Below are 16,553 nucleotides of genomic sequence, written 5' to 3'. Positions count from 1 at the left end.
TGTTAAAGTGACCACGAACTCAAAGAGAATACATCATGGCCCACTATATTCTTGCTATTGACCAAGGTACGACTAGTTCACGCGCTATTATATTCGATGCAAGCGGAAACCGCATCGCTCAGTCACAGCAAGAGTTCCCGCAAATCTTTCCTAATGACGGGTGGGTAGAGCATAACCCAGATGATATCTGGTCTTCGACCTTGTCAGTGTGTCAGGCTGTGCTTAACGAAAGCAGTATTGCAGCTCAAGATATTATCAGCGTAGGTATTACCAACCAACGTGAAACCACCATATTGTGGGACATCAAAACAGGCAAGCCAGTTTACAATGCGATTGTGTGGCAAGATCGTCGCACCAGTGCATATTGTCAATCTTTGGTAGAACAAGGTTGGGCGCAAAAGGTACAAGACAAAACAGGTTTGTTGATAGACTCTTATTTTTCAGCCACCAAAATTCGTTGGATATTAGAGAATGTCGAAGGGGCTAAGCAGAAGGCACAAGCGGGTGAATTGGCATTCGGTACAGTGGACAGTTATTTGCTATGGCACCTAACCAAAGGGCAGTCGCATAAAACGGATGCGACTAATGCTGCACGCACCATGGCTTTTAATATTCATCAGCAGGAGTGGGATCAAGAATTGATCGAACTGTTTGAAATTGGCGATGTGTTGTTTCCCGAGGTAATGGATTGCAGTGCTGATTTTGGTGTGATTGATGCGTCTTGGCTTGGTGCTGAGATGCCAGTAAATGGTATCGCAGGGGACCAGCAAGCGGCTTTAGTGGGGCAAGCTTGTTTTACGCCAGGTATGGTGAAAAGCACTTATGGAACAGGCTGTTTTATGATTTTGAACACAGGGGATAAAGTGTTAAAGTCAGAGAACAAACTGCTGACCACAGTGGGTTATCGTCTCAACGGCAAGGTGACCTATGCGTTAGAGGGTAGCATCTTTGTTGCTGGTGCGGCGATTCAATGGTTGCGCGATGGTCTGAAACTCTTCAGCGATGCCAAAGAGACGCAAGCTTTGGCGCAACAAGCCTTGAATGGCGATTCAGTTTATCTAGTGCCCGCTTTTACTGGTTTGGGCGCGCCTTATTGGGATCCAGATGCCCGTGGCGCTATGATTGGTTTAACCCGTGATACCAGTGTGGAAGACATTGTTAGCGCAGGCTTGCGCTCGGTTTGTTACCAGACACGAGACCTTGTTGATGCTATGGCACAAGATGGGGCGAAGTTTCGCACCTTGCGCGTCGACGGCGGTATGGTGGTAAACGACATTATGGTACAGTTTTTGAGTGATTTGTTAGCGGTTAAGGTTGAGCGTCCTAAAGTGACGGAAACGACGGCTCTTGGGGTGGCTTTTTTAGCAGGTCTTAAGGTGGGAATATATCATTCTCTAGAGGATATTACGGACTTATGGGTGGCCGATAAACTTTTTCAACCGCAAATGGATGAAGCCTCCAGCAATGCACTATATTTGGGGTGGCAGAAAGCGGTTGATCGAGTTCGTACTAACTCGCAATAAAGATTTACGATTTGCTACATGAGTTGACTTGTGCCAATTTAGAATTGTGGCTAATTTAAATGTATCTTAAGTACAAAGAAAGGTTGGAGTGATGTCAAAGCAGTTTGCTGAAGTGCAACAGGATGATTTTATGAAGTTCGGCGGAGAACGTCCGAGCTACTTGTTAATCGAAGATGCACTTATGGAGTTAGGTGGTCACGGAGTGGCAGGAAATAACTTTAAAAATGAGATGGTGAAACTTGCTGGTTGGACTGGCGGTGCTTTAACAACCTATGCTCAACGTGCTGAAGTGGCTCAAAACGCTTTTAATCGTATCCGTGTTATATTGCCAACGGTTAAAACGGCAGAGGAATTAAAAAAGAAATTGGCAGCGGCGGCTGCAAAATAATCCTTCTTCAAAAAACAGCTTTGCGGTGCTCTGCAATGCTGTTTTTTTTATTGGTTTCGATTATTCAGCGTCTGCCACTTGGCGAATCTGGTATTCTTCGTCCAAGATACGGCCAATCACATTATCACCGACCAAATGATGCGCATAGTGCATATGTAAACAGCGCACCTGATCCCAATTGGCAATGCCACCTATGCCTAATTTTTCAAATAAGGATTTAAAACCTTTTTCTTCGATGATGCTTTTGTGTTCTTCGCTCATCACTTGCCAGCGTTTATTAACATAATCTTGGTGTGATGCATGATGCGCTCGGCGTAATTCTGGATCTTCTTTGATGCGTTGTTCTAATATTTTTACTACCCCTTGGCTTTCGATCTTAGCCAGCGCCTTGTCGATGGCTTTGCTAGAAAGCCAGTACAATGTCGGAAAAGGTTGGTCAAATACCCAAGTTTCCATTTCTAGAACTTGTGGCGTGCCTTTGGGTGAGTAGTGTGCAATTGCATTAATGCCACTAGGGGTACGACCAAGTTGTGCAGTGATGATTTCAAGATCATCTTGGGAAAGGGTTGCAGTCATAAGAAGATTCGTTTTGAAAAGTATTTGTTAGGAAAATGAATGTCTAATTTTAGACGGTAAATGCAGGGAAGCTAGCGGCAAATTTCTGAATCCATTCGGCAGCGGCTTCATTATAGTTTAAGCGTCGTCCTTGATTTTTAGCTTGACGTCGATAATGCTCAATCTGCGAAAGTTGTTCTATCATACGTACGCAATAGCATTCTTCTTTAGTGGGGAATTCTATGGCGATAAGATATTCTTCACCTTCTTTGTCGCATGACGCAATGCGTCCTGACACACAAAAGTTCGGGTCAATCTCTTCAAGTGTTATTTGTACTGAGCAACCATTTGCAAATGGGTTATGACTCAAGTAAGTGATACCGACAAAACCATCGCGATTTTCGCAAACCGCTGGAAAAGGCTGATCTTCAATTAGGGTAATGTCTAAAGGAAGTTCTCTCGGATGTGCTACAAATTCCATCACAAAAAAAGCCAGTTTTTCATTCAGATATTCAAGTTAACGGCCATAATGGCTGAGTATTTAAAAAGAATGCGAATTGTACGCTTTTTGTCCGGCCTGTACAGATGGATTTAAACATGCGTATATCTATAATCATAACTTCTACTTATATACAGATTAACTAATTGCTCATTTTCGATCCTACCCTATTTATTTGCGAATATGAACCTAGTTTTGCGTCATAATTTGCTGGCATAAAAAGCCTAACTCTTTTAGGGCCGTATCTGTTTTGTAGTCCCAATTTAGCGCGTAATTTAAGCGAAAATGATGCATGTATTGACCGCTTAGACTAAAAGCCAAGCCGGGTAAGATACCAATATTCTTTGCTAAGGCTTGGGTGTGTAATTGCATGCTGTCAATTTGTTTGGGCAGTGTGACCCACAATAAGAAACCTCCTTTCGGAGCAGAGGTGCAGGTTCCTTTGGGAAAATGTTCGGCAATGAGAGTCTGGCAGCGTGTTAAGTTCTCTTGATAGGTTGCTCGGGTTTTGCGTAAGTGGCGATCATAGGCGCCATTTTCCAAGAAATTAGCAATCGCTGTTTGTGTTAAGGTGGGGATGGCTAAGGATTGCACATAGGCTAAGTGCTCTATTTGAGCTTGGAAGCGTCCTCCTACGACCCAACCAATACGAAAACCAGGTGCGATGCTTTTCGAAAACGAACTGGTATAAATGACACGTTTATAAATATCATCAGCTTTGAGAGCACGTTCTCGTTTGTCTCGATAACTGAGTTCCCCATATACATCGTCTTCGATGATGATGAAATCCTGCTTTTCCGACAAATTAATCAATGTTCTTCGGGCTTGTTGGTTCAGGGTTGCACCCGTTGGGTTTTGGTTGTTCGGTGTGACCACGCAAGCTTTGATGTCATATTGCTTCTGAGTTTCTGCCAATTTGTCCAAATCTATGCCACTAAGTTCATGGCACGGAATTTCTATGGCATTGAGCCTAAGGACTTCTATGGCTTGAAGTACGCCGTGGTAAGCAGGGCTTTCAATGGCGATGGTGTCACCTGCTTGGGTGACTGCTTGCAAGGCTAACATTAAGGCATTTTGACAGCCCAGAGTGATGGTGATGTCGCTAGGTTGCAACTGGCAGCCACAGTCGAGCATACGAATGGCAATTTGTCTGCGCAGACTTAATGATCCTGGTGTGAATTCATAAGCAGCACAGATTTCCGGTTCGAGGCGCATTAAACGGCCAACAGATCTTTGTAGCTGTCGTATGGGGAGGAAATGGCTTTTTGGAATGGCTGCACCGAATTGGATGATGTTTTCATCCTGAGAGACATGCAATAACTTATTTAATAAAGCCTGTATGGATTCTTCAGTCTGCTGCAGAGGCGTAGCCGAAGCTTGATCGGGTTGTAGGCTGGTTTCTTGGACAAAGTAACCCTTTTGTGGGCGCGCTTTAATGACTCCGCGATCTTCCAACAAGCTATATGCTTGTAAAACGGTGGCGACACTGACTTCAAGTTGTTTACTGGATTTACGAACCGATGGAATTTTGACGCCAGGCAAAAAAATCCCTTCGAGGATTTGTTGCTCTATTTGGTTAGCAATCTTTTCGTAAAGAGGAAGATCCATAATGGCAAGTAATTTATTGGCTATGATTAAAAGAAGTTAAGGAAGGTGCGAATAAGTCTTCTGAACATCAGTCTTATCAGAGAAGCGGCCTATCAAGGCAAGAGTGAGCAGGAATGTTAATACCTTTCAATCACTCTTAACACAGAGAGGGCGTTTCTCTGAAAGACCCGAAGGGCGTGTTCTAAGCTCTCTTTATTCTTTGTTAAGCTTCTTGCCAATATACTTATATTGGACGGCGAAGCTTGCCTCGAATAAAAGAGAGTTATCCACACGCTGAAGTCAGTGGACTTGTTCGTACCTTCCTTAAATCTAACAGATCATTAAGATGAAGGAAATTAGAGACAATAATTCAACTAAATGTTCCAAAAACGTCGTTAATTGTTATGTGTAGGTTATTAAAGTCAGTAAAGATAGTGGTATGATTTTGAGTGTTCGGTCAAATTTTTTTTCGAATTCGAAAAAATGTCATTAGTAAAGATGATTTAGAGGACAATTATGTCGTTATCCGTGATACAAAGAATTTTACTTGGATTTGGTGTGTTGTTGTTACTCTTATTGATGATAGCCACGTCAGGTTTTGTTGGCACCAACAAAGTGGAAGACAGATTAAATGTGGTGACAGGTAAAGTTGCTAGTATCACTAATAATAGTAATAGACTGAAGGATGACTTGGCGTTATCCAATGCAACGGTTTTGCAGTATTTGCTCAGTAAATCCCCTGATGCGCTAACTCTTTTGTCGCAGCGTTTTGAAACCTTGCAAGCCGATTATCAGCAAGTGATGATGGATTTGACAGCAGAACTTGATGGTTCACCTGTTATGCAAGAAGCCCTAGACACCATTACCTTACAAGTAAATACTTTCTTGAAGAACACAGAGACGGCCTTTTCGAATCACAAGCGCATGTTAGATCTGCAAGCCGCTATTCCTGATGAAAAACTCGATTTAAAAGACGCTGTCAATTTTACTACTGAAGATTTGGCATTTTTACAGGAAGATGGTGAAACTTCTGAAATCAAATTTGCCGCTTCTTACATGGTCAGTCAGGCGCAAAGCTTACAAGTGTCCATAAACGATTATTTTGATTTGCATGACCTCTCTAGTATGCAAGGGTTACGTGAAGACATGAATAAAGTTCTATCCAGTCTGCGTGAAAAACAATCTTACTTAAATGACGATAATATCAATGGTTTATTGGATGAAATTGAAGCCAGTGTGCAATCGGAAGATGGGGTCATCAATAAATATTACGAAAATACCCTTCTGACCCAGGAATCTGAGCAGCTGGCTAAGCAATTATCTGATGGTATGAAGGTCGTAGAAGAAACGGTCGCTGTCTTGCTTGATGAAACGGCAGCGATGGCGGCGGCAGCGAAACAAGAGGCCAATAGTACGGCCAATGTTTCTCGTATGATTATCGTGATTGTCTTTGTTATCTCTATCGTTATTGCTGTATTGGTGGCCTTATGGGTCAGTCGAAGTATACGTTCGCCATTGAAAGAGGTAATGCGAGTATTGGGCTTAATTTCCGAAGGCGATTTCACACAACGTAGCCAAGTAAAAACCAAAGATGAGTTTGGTGACTTATCTTTATGGGTAAATGGCTTAGTAGAAAGGCTACAAAAAGTCATGACAGAAATTGATCAGTCATCGTCAGAGGTAGCAGAATCGGCAAGTAGAAATGTTCGCATAGCAGGTGAGTCTAAGCGTTTAATGGGAGCGCAAAATGAGCGTACGACTGAAGTCGCTTCTTCCATGTCGGAGATGGCATCTACCGTAGAGCAAGTGGCGAAGAGCTCTGAATTCATCTTGCGCCAGATTCAATCCGTTGATCAAAGGGCAGGACAGAATCGTTCACAGATGGATGCAAACATTCTCAAGATTGAGCAGCTTTTAGCTCAGATTGAAGACTCTACTGGTGTAGTGAATCAGTTAAATGAATACTCGAAAAATATCGACAATATTTTGGATGTAATACAAGACATTGCTGAGCAGACCAATTTGTTGGCATTGAACGCAGCAATTGAAGCAGCACGAGCGGGTGAGCAGGGACGAGGGTTTGCTGTGGTAGCTGACGAAGTTCGAACACTGGCAACCCGAACTCAAAACTCTACGGAAGAAATTCAACATGTGATTGGCCAATTACAGCAAGGTGTTAAAAAGGCCGTTAGTAGCATGGAAGAAAGTCGAGAAAATGCGACGTCCAGTGTGGAAGAATCTCGTTCTGTGGGTTCTTCTTTGTCGGAACTGCAAAATAATATGGCAGAAATTCGTGACCTGAGTACGCAAATTGCTACAGCGGCGGAACAGCAATCAGCTGTTGCACATGAAATCAGTGATAATGTCATTGAGATTTCCAGTATGTCGGAAGAAGCTTCACAAGGCGCTGAAACTAGCGCTCGTGACAGTGAAGGTTTGGCCTCATTAGCGACACGGCAAAAAGAATTGCTCAGTCAATTTAAAATTGTGTGATGGTGTTTTGTGGAAAGGTTGCGTTACTATAGCGCAACCTAACCCACTGGAGATAAATAGAATGTCGATTCTTGTTGGAGATATGTTGCCCTATGGCACATTTCAGGTGATGGGAGAAGAAGGTCCTGAGACCATCGATGTAACCGAATTCTTTACAGATAAAACGGTTCTTATGTTTGCTTTACCAGGGGCTTTTACCCCGACTTGCAGCGCCAGCCACCTACCGGGTTTTGTTGTTCATTATGATGCGTTAAAAGAAAAAGGCATCGACGAAGTGGTCTGCTTGTCTGTGAATGATGTGTTCGTTATGCATGCTTGGGGACAAGCGAATAATGCTGAGAATATAGTGATGGCGGCAGATGGTTTGGCTGAGTTCACTTGTTCTATGGGCTTAGAACTGGATATTTCGGCGGCCAAAATGGGTATCCGCAGTCGTCGATACGCCATGCTAGTTCGCAATGGTATAGTACAAGAGTTATGGCTAGACGAGCCAGGTGAATACAAAGTCAGTTCTGCAGAATACGTGCTAAGTCAGATACAGTAAGGATTTAGCTCTTCTAGAAAAGCCGCGACAAGCGGCTTTTTTTATACTTGAATATTCTCACTAACAACTGACTATCTCAAAATGTAATACCCTTTCGGCTAAATTGAAATAGCCAAAATCCCTTCGTAAACCAATACTTTCTATCATAAAAATGAAATCAGAGAGGCGTGTAACGCATCTCATTTGTTACTGTTAATAAGAATAGAGAGTTGTAACATGATTATAGATTGCCATGGTCACTACACGACAACACCACCCGGTGTTGGCGAATACCGCGACAGACAAAAGCAACAAGTTGCCAAAGACCCCTCCTTTGTTGGCGAAAAAGGCAAGGTTGTCGTCTCAGATGATGAAATTCGTGAGAGCATCATCAACAACCAGTTACGACTTCAACAAGAACGCGGTACTGATCTGACGATCTTTTCGCCGCGTGCCAGCTGGATGGGACATCACATTGGCAATGAATACACTAGCCAATATTGGACAGAACACCAAAACGACTTGATTCGTCGTGTTTGCGATCTATTTCCGAATAACTTTGCGCCAGTTGCACAGCTTCCACAATCCCCAGGTGTGGACCCAGCTAAGTCGGTTCCTGAAATTATCCGTACAGTAGAAGAAATGGGATTTATTGGTATTAACCTAAACCCTGATCCAAGTGGTGGTCATTGGCAAGATGCGTCCCTTGCGGATCGTTCTTTCTATCCTATCTATGAAAAAATGTGCGAGTACGACATTCCCGCAATGGTACATGTTTCTGCGGCATGTAATGATTGTTTCCACACCACAGGATCACATTACTTGGGTGCAGATACGACGGGTTTCCAACAATTGATGATGTCGGATGTATTCAAAGACTTTCCTGACCTGAAGATCATTATTCCTCACGGTGGTGGTGCTGTGCCTTATCACTGGGGACGTTTCCGTGGTTTAGCTCAGGATAAAGGGTTTGATTTGGCCGAGCGTGTGTTGAATAACATTTACTTTGACACTTGTGTTTATCATCAGCGTGGTATTGATTTACTGCTGGATATTATTCCAACTAAGAACATCTTATTTGCTTCTGAGATGATTGGTGCTGTTCGTGGTATCGATCCAGAAACTGGCCATTATTTTGATGATACTAAGCGCTATATTGATAACAATACGGCCCTGAGCCCAGCTCAAAAACAAGAAATTTTCGAAGGCAATGCGCGACGCGTGTTCAGCCGTCTGAAAGCATAAGGGGTTAACCATGCGAGAAAATATCGTAGTTCAACATATCGAGCGTGCCGATCAAGCTGTGATTGATGGCTTGGCGGAATGTGGTGTTGCGACCATTCATGAGTCACAAGGTCGAGTTGGTCTGTTAGCGCACTATATGCGTCCGATTCAAATGGATAAAACCATTGCCGGTTCTGCCATTACCATTTCTGGTGCAGCGGGTGATAACTGGATGATGCATGTGGCCATAGAGCAATGTCAGGCGGGTGATGTTATGGTGTTTGCACCAACATCGCCTTCTAATCATGGTTTTTTTGGTGATCTCTTAGCCACCTCGGCACAAGCTCGTGGTGTAGTTGGCTTGGTGATTGATGGTGGTGTACGTGATACTCGTGATTTACGTCAAATGGACTTTCCAGTTTGGTCAAAAGCCATTTTCTCTGAGGGCACCATTAAAGAAACGCTAGGTTCAGTAAACGTGTCGATTGTTTGCGCGGATGAAACCGTGCATGCAGGAGACGTGATTGTCGCGGATGACGATGGTGTTGTAGTGGTTCGTCGTGAAAAAGCAGCAGAAGTCTTGGAGCTGGCGCGCGCTCGAATGGCCAATGAAGAAGCCAAACGAGTACGCATGGCCAATGGTGAACTGGGCTTAGACATTTACAACATGCGCCCACGTTTAAAAGAGAAAGGGTTGAAGTATGTCTAACCAAGGCATTGCTTGCATGTGGATGCGGGGTGGCACTTCCAAAGGAGCCTATTTCCTTGCTGATGACCTACCGAATAATGTGGCGGAGCGAGATGCCCTATTGTTACGTTTGATGGGCTCTCCTGACGACAGACAAATTGATGGTATTGGCGGTGCTGATCCTCTGGCGTCCAAAGTTGCGATTGTGAAAAAAGCTCAGCGTGATGATGTGGACGTGGAATACTTGTTTCTGCAGGTTTTTGTCGATCAAGCTGTGGTGACTGATGCACAAAATTGCGGCAATATTTTGGCTGGTGTCGGGCCTTTTGCCATTGAACGTGGCTTAGTTAACGCCCAAGAGGGTGAGACTTCGGTACGTATTTTCATGGAAAATACGCAACAGGTGGCAGTCGCTCGTGTCCAAGTAAGAGCGGGGCAAGTAGAGTACCAAGGAGATGCTCGTATCGATGGGGTTCCCGGTTATTCCGCGCCAGTGCCTATTGTTTTTCAAGATACTGCAGGCTCTACTTGTGGGGCTTTATTGCCGACCGGTAATGTGGTCGATGAAGTCGATGGCGTATCAGTGACTTGTATCGATAATGGTATGCCCGTGGTGGTGTTAAAGGCCGCCGATATGGGGATTAAAGGTACGGAATCCAGAGAAGAACTGGAAGCCAACGAGGAATTAAGAGCTAAGTTGGAATCCATTCGTTTGCAGCTGGGGCCGCGCATGAATTTGGGCGATGTGAAAGATAAGTCGGTTCCCAAAATGACCATGGTGAGTAAGCCAATGCAAGGCGGTGCCATTTCAACTCGAACCTTTATTCCTCACCGTTGTCATGCTTCGATTGGCGTTTTGGGTGCCGTCAGTGTAGCCACAGCAGCGATTTTGCCCGGTTCTCCTGCAAATGAAGTGGCGCATTACACTGATGGTGAGCAATTGTCTTTGGACGTTGAACATCCGATTGGTGCCATGACTGTGATTTTAGATAAGAACGCCCAAGGGGAGTTGGAGACGGCGGCGATTCTACGTACTGCCAGAAAACTCTTTGATGGTCAGGTGTTTGCTCACGCTAATAACAAGTCTGCCTAAAAGGCCGAGCGTTGAAAATGAGCAAGACAAGTTATTGAACAAATATAATAAGGCAACTGAATTATGATGGATAAAGATTATCTTCCATTTCATCCAAACCCAAGCAAGCCCAAATATAAAGCGCCTGCTGGGGCAGTAGATGCACACTGTCACGTGTTCGGCCCAGCCGAGAAATTTCCTTATCATCCAAAGCGTAAATACACACCTTGTGATGCGTCAAAAGAGCAATTGTTTGCCCTGCGCGATCACCTTGGTTTCTCGCGCAATGTGATTGTGCAAGCGTCTTGTCATAGTACGGATAATTCTGCTTTGCTGGATGCTTTGGACACTGCAGGAGAGTTGGCACGAGGCGTTGCTTTTGTTGACGACACAATTACCCACGAAGAACTGGAAAAAATGCACGCAGCGGGTGTAAGAGGGGTACGTTTTAATTTTGTGAAACGTTTAGTGGATAGCACTCCTCGGGAGGTCTTCTTTTCCATCGCTGATAAAATTCGTTCATTCGGTTGGCACATTGTAGTGTATTTTGAAGCGCCTGATCTTGAAGATCTGATTCCGTTTTTAAAAGCGCTCAATACCACAATTGTGGTCGATCACATGGGACGTCCTGATGTTGAGAAAGGGGTGGAGCATCCTGACTTTCAACGTTTTATTGATTTCATGGCGGACAACGACAATGTATGGTGTAAGGTCAGCTGCCCTGAGCGTTTGACCTTGCAGGCACCAGATTATAGTGATGTGGTACCTTTTGCTCATCGTTTAGTTGAAACCTTTCCTGAGCGTGTGTTGTGGGGAACGGATTGGCCACATCCTAATATGAAAACGCACGTTCCAGACGATGGTCATCTTGTGGATGTGATTCCGTTGATCGCACCTACAAAAGAGTTGCAACAGGCTTTGCTGGTGGATAATCCAATGCGTTTGTATTGGCAAGACTGAGCTAAAAAAGCGTAACAGAATAAAGAGAGGCTGACTATGGCAGCAAATGACACACAAGAAATTCCAGGCACTTATCTGTTTGACGGTAAAATGGCTAAGAAAGGCTATGGGTTGAACAAAATGTGTTACTCGTTTAATGAGCAATCGGCCCGTGACGAGTTTAAAAAAGACCCAGATGCTTATTGTGCCAAATTTGGTTTAACGGAAGCACAGATTAAGGCCATTCATGAGCGAGACATCATTGGACTCTTACAACAAGGCGGTAGCATTTATTATGTGGCTAAGTTTGCAGGTTTGTTAAAACTTAACATGCAAGATATTGGCGCCATTCAAACTGGTATGAGTGTCGATGAGTTCAAGGCCATGTTGGAAAAACGTGGCTCAGGAGAAGTATAATGGCGAATATTATTGGTGCAGTAACAACGTCTCATATTCCTGCAATTGCCAATGCAATGGCAAATAAAGCTGAGGAAACACCTTATTGGAAGCCTTTCTTTGATGGTTACCCGCCAGTGCGTAAATGGCTAAATGAGAAAAAACCTGATGTGATTGTGCTTTTTTATAATGACCACGGTTTAGAGTTTTTTATTGATAAAAAACCGACCTTTGCGATTGGCGTGGCGGATGAATATCACAATTCAGATGAGGGTTGGGGTATCGCGACCATTCCTCCAGTAACGGGAGAGTCTGAGTTGTCTTGGCATATTGCCAACAGCCTAGTGGAAGATGGTTTTGATATGACCATTTGCCAAGAAATGAAGGTGGATCACGGTTTAACTGTGCCTCTCAGTTTGATGTGGCCAGGTAATGAATATGGCCATGTAAAAGTGATCCCGGTTTGTATCAATTGTGAGCAACATCCAATGCCACAACCTAAGCGTTGTTATGCTTTAGGGCAAGCAATTGGTAAGGCCATTGAGTCTTTTGATTCAGATATGAAAGTCGCTATTTTTGGGACGGGTGGTTTATCTCATCAATTGGATGGTGAGGCGGCTGGTACCTTGAACAGACAGTTTGATATTGAGTGCATGGATAAGCTTGTGGATACGCCAGAAGAGCTGACTACATACTCTAATCTCGATTTGGTTAAAATTGGTGGTGCGCAGACCGTTGAGCTCAATATGTGGATTGCGATGCGTGGCGTACTAAGAGGAAAAGTGACCGAATTGCATCGTAATTATCATGCGCCTATTTCCAATACCGGGGCTGGCGTATTATTGCTTGAACACGAGATGCCTGCTAAATAGATCTAGGCTATTAGTTTAAAAGCTAGAAAAACACCATCATGGTCTATGATGGTGTTTTTCATTATCCCAAGACAAATTATTATGCTTTGATCAGTCTCGGTTTTCGTTGAGTAATTTGTTGACAGTTCCTGCTACGTGTTCTGCGCCAGTTAAAATTTCTTGAATGATACCTGCTGCTTCTTCAATAAGCCTTGAGCTTTCGTCTGATCGTTCACTGACTTTATTCATACTGGCTTTGGCCTGACGAGTTAAGTCGCTGTTCTGTGCGACCATAGTTTCGATTTCTACTGTAGAAGTACTGGTGCGTGCAGCCAAGGTACGAACTTCATCGGCAACCACCGCAAAACCTCGGCCTTGTTCGCCGGCGCGAGCTGCCTCAATCGCCGCATTTAGAGCCAATAAGTTGGTTTGATCAGCGATAGAACCAATGGTGGTAACTATCTTAGCAATTTCTTCGGATTGATGATTCAGGCTCTCGATCAGTTTGGTCGACGCATCAATGTCACTGACAATCTGGTTCGAGGCTTCCACTGTGCGTTGTAAAATACGTGCACCATTTTCTGATACTTGTGCGGTTTCTACTGAGGTAGAATGTGCCACTTCAGCGGCATGTTGAATCGCTAATTGTTCGTTAATTCGAGCCGTAATGTCAGAAGCGACTTTTAATACCTTGATGACCTTACCATTGTCGTCAAAAATAGGATTGTAAGTGGCTTCTAACCAGATTGTTTCACCCTGTTTATTGACGCGCTCAAAACGACCTGATTTAAAGTCACCACTGGCTAACTCCTGCCAAAAATTTGGATTTTTTTGGTAAAAGTCTTCTTTACAAAATTGTCTATGGTGCGTGCCTATGATGTCTTGTACTGTATTGATGCCCATAGTTTTTAAAAAGTTATCGTTTGCTGTGATGATGGTGCCGTCTTTCTCAAACTCTATGGTCGCGCTAGAACGATTGATGGCATCATATACCGCTTTGTGACTGTCTGCAGCGTGTTTTGCTGCGGTTATATCGGAAGCGATTTTGACCACTTTCACTATCTTGCCATCTTGCTCGATGGGAAAGTATGTCGCCTCTATCCAAAGGTCATCGCCATTCTTTTTAATGCGATGAAAGCTTCCTTGCTGACAGTGTCCAGCAGCAAGTTGAGGCCAGAAGTTTTGATATTCCACACTGTTAGCCACATCTTCTGGACAAAACATCCTGTGTTTTTGACCTTTTACTTCGTCTAAACTGTAGCCCACTGCGTTGAGAAAGTGTTGGTTTGCTTCGATGATGGTGCCATCTGGAAGGAAACATATGGTGGCACAGAATTTGTTCATTGCTGAAATAAAGGCCACATTTTCAGAGAAGGAATTTTTCTCTGATGATAATTTTTCATTTTTAGCTTTGTTAAAAAACATAACAACACTTCTCCTTGCTATCCATTATTCGAATGTGCTGAAAATTAAACATTCTTGTATGAAGTCTAAACTACAGACTTGTAAGTTTATTCCTACATATTAAAAAAAACTATAACTTTCATAGTATAAAACTTATTTGGTCTTATCGTACTGAAACCGTAAGGGAGTGAAATGCTAAGTAGAGAAATGTATTCGCAATCATCAAGTAGGTAACAAAATTCAGTTGTTTTGTTTCAACTAATTGATTTTTTTTGGATTTAATTTAGTGTGGGAAGCTGTTGCCCAGCTTCTAAAATAAGCAGCCGGGCGGAGAGTGTAATTAAAATTCTTCGGTATCAATCTCTTTTTGCTGAGCTGCATTATAGCGAGGACCTGATACGTTTTTTTGGTTGATCATATTGTCTAGTAAAGCCATTTGCTGTTTGTCCAATATTAACTGTCCAGCTTCTAGATTGTCCTTCATATGTTGTACCGAACGAGTACCGGGAATTGGGACAATATTATTGCCTTTTCCTTTTAACCAAGCTAAAGCCAATTGCGCTGGTGTGCAGCCTATGTCTTTCGCTAAAGAAAGATAATCATTAAGCAATGCTAAATTGTGTTCATAATGTTCTGTCTGGAAACGAGGCATATTATTACGTATGTCTTTTGCTTCTAGTTGAGAAGCATCCATCAACGAACCTGTTAGAAAGCCACGCGCTAATGGACTAAATGCCACAAAGTGGATATCCAATTCATTACAAGTCGCTAAGGTGGCGATTTCTGGGTTTCGTGTCCACAAGGAGTATTCAGATTGTAAGGCGGTAATGGGGAATTCACTGTGTGCCTTTTTTAATGTATCGGCTGACACTTCAGATAAGCCGACTGAGCCAATTTTGCCTTCTTTAACCAGATCCCCCAAGGTTCCCACACTCTCTTCTATGGCAACTTCTGGGTCCAGACGATGTAAATAGTAAAGGTCTATGTAATCGGTTTGCAGACGCTGCAAGCTGTCTTCACATTGTTGGCGAATATTTTCAGGGCGGCCATTGATGGTTTTTTTCCCATCCACCATGGCCATACCACACTTGCTGGCAAGGAAGAATTCGTTGCGACGCTCTTTTAAAGCCTCACCTACCAACAGCTCATTTTTCCCTCCGCCGTATAAAGTTGCCGTATCAAAATGACGATAGCCCATGTCAAATGCTGCTTGTAATGCTTTTACGGCTTCTTCATGAGGAACGGGTGAGCCATAAGCATGAGATAAGTTCATGCAACCAAGGCCAATACTCGGGTCGGATAGGTGCGGATGTTTTGACATAAGATGTCCTTTTTAGTCCTTAATCATCATGGTGAGACAATAACAAAAACAGGAAGCCATGGCTTCCTGTTGGTGGCAAAGGGGTTTATTTGTACTTCCCCAAAGTTAGTCGTCCAGACATTGCTCTAATTTGTGCAAAGTTTCCATAGCATCAATGGCTTGGGTTACACAGGCATTTGGAGCACGACCTTCTTGAATAGCGGCAATGAATTCACGATCTTGTAACTCAATACCATTGTTGGATACGGCCACGCCACTGAGATCAATCTTATTGTCATTGCCATCATATAAATCGTCATAACGCGCAAGATAAGTGCCATTATCACAAATGTAACGGAAGAAAGTACCAAATGGGCCATCGTTATTGAATGACAATGACAAGGTACAAATGGCCCCATTTGCCACCTTCATACCTATGCTCATGTCCATGGCAATGCCTAATTCAGGATGAATAGGCCCTTGCATGGCCTGCACTTTAGTTGCTGTCTCGCCCGTTTGATATTGGAACAAATCCACCGTATGACAAGCATGGTGCCATAGTAAATGATCTGTCCAAGAACGAGGTTTGCCCAAGGCGTTTTTATTGGAACGGCGGAAAAAGTAGGTTTGTACATCCATTTGTTGGATCTTGAGTTCACCCGCTTGTACTTTATTATGAATCCACTGATGAGAAGGGTTGAAGCGACGGGTATGACCGGCCATAGCCACCAACCCGGTTTCGTTTTTGATGTCGACGACTTTACGCGCGTCTTCAATATTGTCTGCCATAGGAATTTCAGACATCACATGCTTGCCAGCTTCAAGGCATTGGATGGTTTGTGCTGCATGCATTTGGGTAGGGGTAGCAAGAATGACAGCGTCTACGTCATCACGGGCAAGACTTTCGGCAAGGTCTGTTGTGTAGTGTGCGACACCGCGTTCTTCAGCGAAAGCTTTAATGGTATCGATTTTAGTTCCCACAACGGAAGTGACTTCTGCGCCTTCAATCGCTGCGATGGCGTCCATGTGTTTCATACCAAAAGCGCCTGAGGCACCTGCAATACAAATTCTCATTGATTTACTCCTAATGGGAAGAAGGTTTATTGTTTTG

Annotated in this window: 16 protein-coding genes; 10 read left to right on the top strand and 6 right to left on the bottom strand. The window is 43.6% G+C overall.

Annotated features, from left to right (window positions below; translation table 11 throughout):
- Positions 1-35: 35 nt before the first annotated feature.
- Positions 36-1,523: a glycerol kinase GlpK gene (gene glpK / locus ABXS85_RS09930; RefSeq protein WP_353666373.1), complete on the top strand. Its 1,488-nt coding sequence runs from the start codon at positions 36-38 to the stop codon at positions 1,521-1,523.
- 91 nt (positions 1,524-1,614) lie between these two features.
- Positions 1,615-1,911, top strand: a complete 297-nt coding sequence (locus ABXS85_RS09925; RefSeq protein WP_353666372.1) for a hypothetical protein — start codon at positions 1,615-1,617, stop codon at positions 1,909-1,911.
- Between the two features lie 60 nt (positions 1,912-1,971).
- Here ABXS85_RS09925 and ABXS85_RS09920 read toward each other — a convergent pair whose 3' ends face one another.
- The 3 genes from ABXS85_RS09920 to ABXS85_RS09910 all read right to left on the bottom strand — a co-directional run bounded on the left by ABXS85_RS09920 (position 1,972) and on the right by ABXS85_RS09910 (position 4,507).
- Positions 1,972-2,487, bottom strand: a complete 516-nt coding sequence (locus ABXS85_RS09920; RefSeq protein WP_353666371.1) for a DUF501 domain-containing protein — start codon at positions 2,485-2,487, stop codon at positions 1,972-1,974.
- 49 nt (positions 2,488-2,536) lie between these two features.
- Positions 2,537-2,947 (bottom strand): energy transducer TonB, encoded by a 411-nt coding sequence (locus ABXS85_RS09915; protein ID WP_353669769.1) that lies wholly within the window; start codon positions 2,945-2,947, stop codon positions 2,537-2,539.
- Positions 2,948-3,154: 207 nt separating this feature from the next.
- Positions 3,155-4,507: a PLP-dependent aminotransferase family protein gene (locus ABXS85_RS09910; protein WP_353666370.1), complete on the bottom strand. Its 1,353-nt coding sequence runs from the start codon at positions 4,505-4,507 to the stop codon at positions 3,155-3,157.
- Between the two features lie 561 nt (positions 4,508-5,068).
- On the opposite strand from ABXS85_RS09910, the gene ABXS85_RS09905 reads away from it, so the two are divergent.
- The 8 genes from ABXS85_RS09905 (at position 5,069) to ABXS85_RS09870 (ending at position 12,759) form a co-directional block, all read left to right on the top strand.
- Entirely contained in the window at positions 5,069-7,045 is a 1,977-nt protein-coding gene (locus tag ABXS85_RS09905; protein WP_353666369.1) for a HAMP domain-containing methyl-accepting chemotaxis protein, read from the top strand.
- A gap of 61 nt (positions 7,046-7,106) precedes the next feature.
- Positions 7,107-7,589 carry a peroxiredoxin gene (locus ABXS85_RS09900; RefSeq protein ID WP_353666368.1) on the top strand — a complete coding sequence of 161 codons (483 nt, stop codon included), beginning with the start codon at positions 7,107-7,109 and terminating at the stop codon, positions 7,587-7,589.
- Between the two features lie 216 nt (positions 7,590-7,805).
- Positions 7,806-8,813, top strand: coding sequence for an amidohydrolase family protein (locus ABXS85_RS09895; protein WP_353666367.1), 1,008 nt, complete (start codon positions 7,806-7,808; stop codon positions 8,811-8,813).
- A gap of 10 nt (positions 8,814-8,823) precedes the next feature.
- Positions 8,824-9,501, top strand: coding sequence for a 4-carboxy-4-hydroxy-2-oxoadipate aldolase/oxaloacetate decarboxylase (locus ABXS85_RS09890; RefSeq protein ID WP_353666366.1), 678 nt, complete (start codon positions 8,824-8,826; stop codon positions 9,499-9,501).
- Positions 9,494-10,573: a 4-oxalomesaconate tautomerase gene (locus ABXS85_RS09885; RefSeq protein WP_353666365.1), complete on the top strand. Its 1,080-nt coding sequence runs from the start codon at positions 9,494-9,496 to the stop codon at positions 10,571-10,573. The genes ABXS85_RS09890 and ABXS85_RS09885 overlap by 8 nt, the downstream gene beginning before the upstream one ends.
- Before the next feature lie 63 nt (positions 10,574-10,636).
- Positions 10,637-11,512: an amidohydrolase family protein gene (locus tag ABXS85_RS09880; RefSeq protein ID WP_353666364.1), complete on the top strand. Its 876-nt coding sequence runs from the start codon at positions 10,637-10,639 to the stop codon at positions 11,510-11,512.
- A 36-nt stretch (positions 11,513-11,548) separates the two neighbouring features.
- A complete protein-coding gene (locus tag ABXS85_RS09875) occupies positions 11,549-11,908 on the top strand; it encodes a protocatechuate 4,5-dioxygenase subunit alpha (protein WP_353666363.1) in 360 nt (119 codons plus the stop codon).
- The gene (locus ABXS85_RS09870) at positions 11,908-12,759 is read left to right on the top strand and encodes a class III extradiol dioxygenase family protein (RefSeq protein ID WP_353666362.1); all 852 of its coding nucleotides are present in this window, start codon (positions 11,908-11,910) and stop codon (positions 12,757-12,759) included. The genes ABXS85_RS09875 and ABXS85_RS09870 overlap by 1 nt, the downstream gene beginning before the upstream one ends.
- A gap of 90 nt (positions 12,760-12,849) precedes the next feature.
- Here ABXS85_RS09870 and ABXS85_RS09865 read toward each other — a convergent pair whose 3' ends face one another.
- The 3 genes from ABXS85_RS09865 to ABXS85_RS09855 form a co-directional block, all read right to left on the bottom strand.
- On the bottom strand, positions 12,850-14,163 hold the full coding sequence (locus tag ABXS85_RS09865; protein WP_353666361.1) for a PAS domain-containing methyl-accepting chemotaxis protein: 1,314 nt from the start codon (positions 14,161-14,163) through the stop codon (positions 12,850-12,852).
- 319 nt (positions 14,164-14,482) lie between these two features.
- Positions 14,483-15,463: an aldo/keto reductase gene (locus ABXS85_RS09860; protein ID WP_353666360.1), complete on the bottom strand. Its 981-nt coding sequence runs from the start codon at positions 15,461-15,463 to the stop codon at positions 14,483-14,485.
- Between the two features lie 105 nt (positions 15,464-15,568).
- The gene (locus ABXS85_RS09855; protein ID WP_353666359.1) at positions 15,569-16,516 is read right to left on the bottom strand and encodes a Gfo/Idh/MocA family oxidoreductase; all 948 of its coding nucleotides are present in this window, start codon (positions 16,514-16,516) and stop codon (positions 15,569-15,571) included.
- Positions 16,517-16,553: the final 37 nt, after the last annotated feature.

The sequence above is a fragment of the Marinomonas sp. THO17 genome (assembly GCF_040436405.1).
Taxonomy (GTDB): Bacteria; Pseudomonadota; Gammaproteobacteria; order Pseudomonadales; family Marinomonadaceae; genus Marinomonas.
The sequence above is the reverse complement of the archived record's forward strand: the minus strand, read 5'-3'. Positions and strand labels throughout refer to the sequence as shown.

Bases quoted from the DNA above. Each gene is read 5' to 3' on its own strand.
- ABXS85_RS09900 (WP_353666368.1), top strand. From the start codon at position 7,107: ATGTCGATTCTTGTTGGAGATATGTTGCCCTATGGCACATTTCAGGTG.
- ABXS85_RS09875 (WP_353666363.1), top strand. From the start codon at position 11,549: ATGGCAGCAAATGACACACAAGAAATTCCAGGCACTTATCTGTTTGAC.
- ABXS85_RS09860 (WP_353666360.1), bottom strand. From the start codon at position 15,463: ATGTCAAAACATCCGCACCTATCCGACCCGAGTATTGGCCTTGGTTGC.
- ABXS85_RS09880 (WP_353666364.1), top strand. From the start codon at position 10,637: ATGATGGATAAAGATTATCTTCCATTTCATCCAAACCCAAGCAAGCCC.
- ABXS85_RS09870 (WP_353666362.1), top strand. From the start codon at position 11,908: ATGGCGAATATTATTGGTGCAGTAACAACGTCTCATATTCCTGCAATT.
- ABXS85_RS09895 (WP_353666367.1), top strand. From the start codon at position 7,806: ATGATTATAGATTGCCATGGTCACTACACGACAACACCACCCGGTGTT.
- ABXS85_RS09920 (WP_353666371.1), bottom strand. From the start codon at position 2,487: ATGACTGCAACCCTTTCCCAAGATGATCTTGAAATCATCACTGCACAA.
- ABXS85_RS09915 (WP_353669769.1), bottom strand. From the start codon at position 2,947: ATGGAATTTGTAGCACATCCGAGAGAACTTCCTTTAGACATTACCCTA.
- ABXS85_RS09885 (WP_353666365.1), top strand. From the start codon at position 9,494: ATGTCTAACCAAGGCATTGCTTGCATGTGGATGCGGGGTGGCACTTCC.
- ABXS85_RS09925 (WP_353666372.1), top strand. From the start codon at position 1,615: ATGTCAAAGCAGTTTGCTGAAGTGCAACAGGATGATTTTATGAAGTTC.
- glpK (WP_353666373.1), top strand. From the start codon at position 36: ATGGCCCACTATATTCTTGCTATTGACCAAGGTACGACTAGTTCACGC.
- ABXS85_RS09855 (WP_353666359.1), bottom strand. From the start codon at position 16,516: ATGAGAATTTGTATTGCAGGTGCCTCAGGCGCTTTTGGTATGAAACAC.
- ABXS85_RS09890 (WP_353666366.1), top strand. From the start codon at position 8,824: ATGCGAGAAAATATCGTAGTTCAACATATCGAGCGTGCCGATCAAGCT.
- ABXS85_RS09905 (WP_353666369.1), top strand. From the start codon at position 5,069: ATGTCGTTATCCGTGATACAAAGAATTTTACTTGGATTTGGTGTGTTG.
- ABXS85_RS09865 (WP_353666361.1), bottom strand. From the start codon at position 14,163: ATGTTTTTTAACAAAGCTAAAAATGAAAAATTATCATCAGAGAAAAAT.